This window comes from Clostridium sp. LS, from assembly GCF_002760435.1.
Lineage (GTDB): Bacteria > Bacillota > Clostridia > Clostridiales > Clostridiaceae > Clostridium.
The window spans coordinates 1-2,455 of sequence record NZ_AUUU01000216.1; the positions used below are offsets into that span (position 1 = coordinate 1).

The window sequence follows — 2,455 nt, forward strand, 5'->3', positions numbered from 1 at the left end:
AGCTCATTTTCAAATGTTTTCTACATATTATGACCCTTGTGGTTACAAAAATATTTGTGATTTCTGGTGAAGATATCCACATAAGGATTTAGTAAATATGTAAGTATGTTCATATAATTTATTACTTGTAACTTAAGTCATATATCAACCACAATTATGTTTAAGTCAAAAATACCGTAAGTTATTTTATTTTTTTGGAATACTATTAAGGTATTAAAGCAAATTAATTAAAAAACTAAAATTTACTTAGATGGGAGTGGTTATTTTGGTTAACTTAAAGGAAGGTAATCATAAATTTTACTTAGGAGATAATGAAGAAGATATGAAAGCCGTAGTCACTTACGTGGATGGTGGAGAAGATACAATTATCCTTAATCATACCTATGTATCGAAAGAATTAAGAGGACAGAATATTGGTGCACAGCTGGTAAAAAAAGTTGTAGATTTTGCACGTGAAAATGATAAAAAGGTAATACCTCAGTGCTGGTTTGCTGAAGATGAATTTAATGCTCATAAAGAATACCAGGATGTACTATATAAATAACACATAAAATCAATGAAAACCTCTGTTTGAAAGCAGAGGTTTTAGTACATATCATTTAATTACTTATGCTCCAATTGTTGCGAGCATTATTGCTTTAATTGAATGCATTCTATTTTCAGCCTCATCAAATACTACTGATTGTTTACCTTCAAATACTTCATCTGTAACTTCTAAAGCGGTTAATCCAAATTTTGCTCCTACCTCTTTTCCTACTTTTGTTTTCAAATCATGGTAAGCAGGTAAACAATGCATAAAGATTGCTTGTTCATTCGCATTGTGCATAACTTCCTTATTAACTTGATATGGAAGTAATAGCTTTAATCTACTTTCCCAAACTTCATCTGGTTCTCCCATAGATACCCATACATCTGTATAAATTACATCTGCATTTTTAGTGCCTTCTTTAACATCTTCAGTTAATGTAAGCTTAGCTCCACTTTCTTTTGCAATTTCTCTGCATTTTTCTACTAAATCTTCAGCTGGGAATAGTTCTTTAGGCGCACAGGCAGTAAAATTAAGTCCCATTTTTGCACAAGCCACCATTAATGAATTTCCCATATTATTTCTGGCATCACCCATGTAAACAAAGTTAACACCCTTTAGTCTTCCTAATTTTTCTTCAATTGTTAAAAGGTCTGCAATCATTTGAGTTGGATGGAATTCATCAGTTAATCCATTCCAAACAGGAACTCCAGCATATTTAGCTAATTCTTCAACTATTTCCTGACTAAAACCTCTATATTCTATTCCATCGTACATTCTTCCAAGTACTCTTGCAGTATCTGCAATACTTTCTTTTTTACCCATTTGAGATCCTGCAGAATCTAAATATGTAACGCCCATTCCCAAATCTCTTCCTGCCACTTCAAATGAACATCTAGTTCTAGTTGATGTTTTTTCAAATAATAAAACTATATTCTTGCCTCTTAATTTATCATGTAATATTCCTGTTCTTTTTAAGGTTTTTAATTCCTTTGACAAATCTAATAAATATCTAATTTCTTGTGGTGTAAAATCTAATAACTTTAAAAAACTTCTTCCCCTTAAATTAACTGCCATAACTAATCTCCTTTTTTATTAATATTTTAAAAATCGAATAATTTTATCTTAGATATAGTATTTAATTTTTAAGAACCCAATTATTCGAAAAATTTTATATTAATTCATAATATTAATATTCTTACATTAAATAACCATTTTAGCAAATGCTTCTTTGCATAATTATACAACAAACAGTATTATTATACAACCATTTTTCCTATTCAATTTATTTTATTCGGATTACGATTCAAACAAATTTTTTTCTAAATTAATATATTTAAATTATAACAATTTAATAGCCTACTGTCTAAATATAAAATTAAAAAGACTAGCTACTTGCAACCAGTCTTTTCTGTTTATTATTTAAATTTTTAGATTGTAAGTAATTCATTTATAAATGGATCTATTTTGATTGAGTAAAAACCCCTAATACAGCTGTTTCTTGATCTGCTGTTATAGTTCCTGCTGTTACTAATGCATCAAGTTTAGTTTTTAAGAAATCCTTATGTTCTCTATCTTTAATTCCACCTTGTGGCTTTAATGCATTCTCTATGGCTGTTTCCTTGTCTGCTGTTATTGTTCCTGCTGTAACTAAACTATCTAAAACTGTTTTAAAATCTCCTTTTGCATTTGTAAGCGCATTTTCTATTGCTGTTTGTTCATCTGCTGTTATTGTCCCTGCTGTTACTAAGTCTGCAAGTTTAGTTTTGAATATGTCTTTATGATCTCCACCTTTAAATCCACCTTGTGGCTTTAATGCACTCTCTATTGCTATTTCCTTGTCTGATGTTATAGTTCCTGCTGTTACTAAACTATCTAAAACTGTTTTAAAATCTCCTTTTGCATTTGTAAGTGCATTTTCTATTGCTG

General features: G+C 29.7%; 2 protein-coding genes and 1 pseudogene. 1 reads left to right on the forward strand and 2 read right to left on the reverse strand.

What is annotated here, in order from left to right; translation table 11 throughout:
- Positions 1-256: 256 nt before the first annotated feature.
- Positions 257-544, forward strand: a complete 288-nt coding sequence (locus COL3_RS26525; RefSeq protein WP_242982202.1) for a GNAT family N-acetyltransferase — start codon at positions 257-259, stop codon at positions 542-544.
- 63 nt (positions 545-607) lie between these two features.
- On the opposite strand, the gene argF is transcribed toward COL3_RS26525, so the two are convergent.
- Complete coding sequence (gene argF, locus COL3_RS26530) at positions 608-1,603, reverse strand: ornithine carbamoyltransferase (RefSeq protein ID WP_008420275.1); 996 nt, start codon at positions 1,601-1,603, stop codon at positions 608-610.
- Positions 1,604-1,988: 385 nt separating this feature from the next.
- Positions 1,989-2,455: pseudogene (locus COL3_RS26535) on the reverse strand (DUF2125 domain-containing protein); the annotation flags it as partial.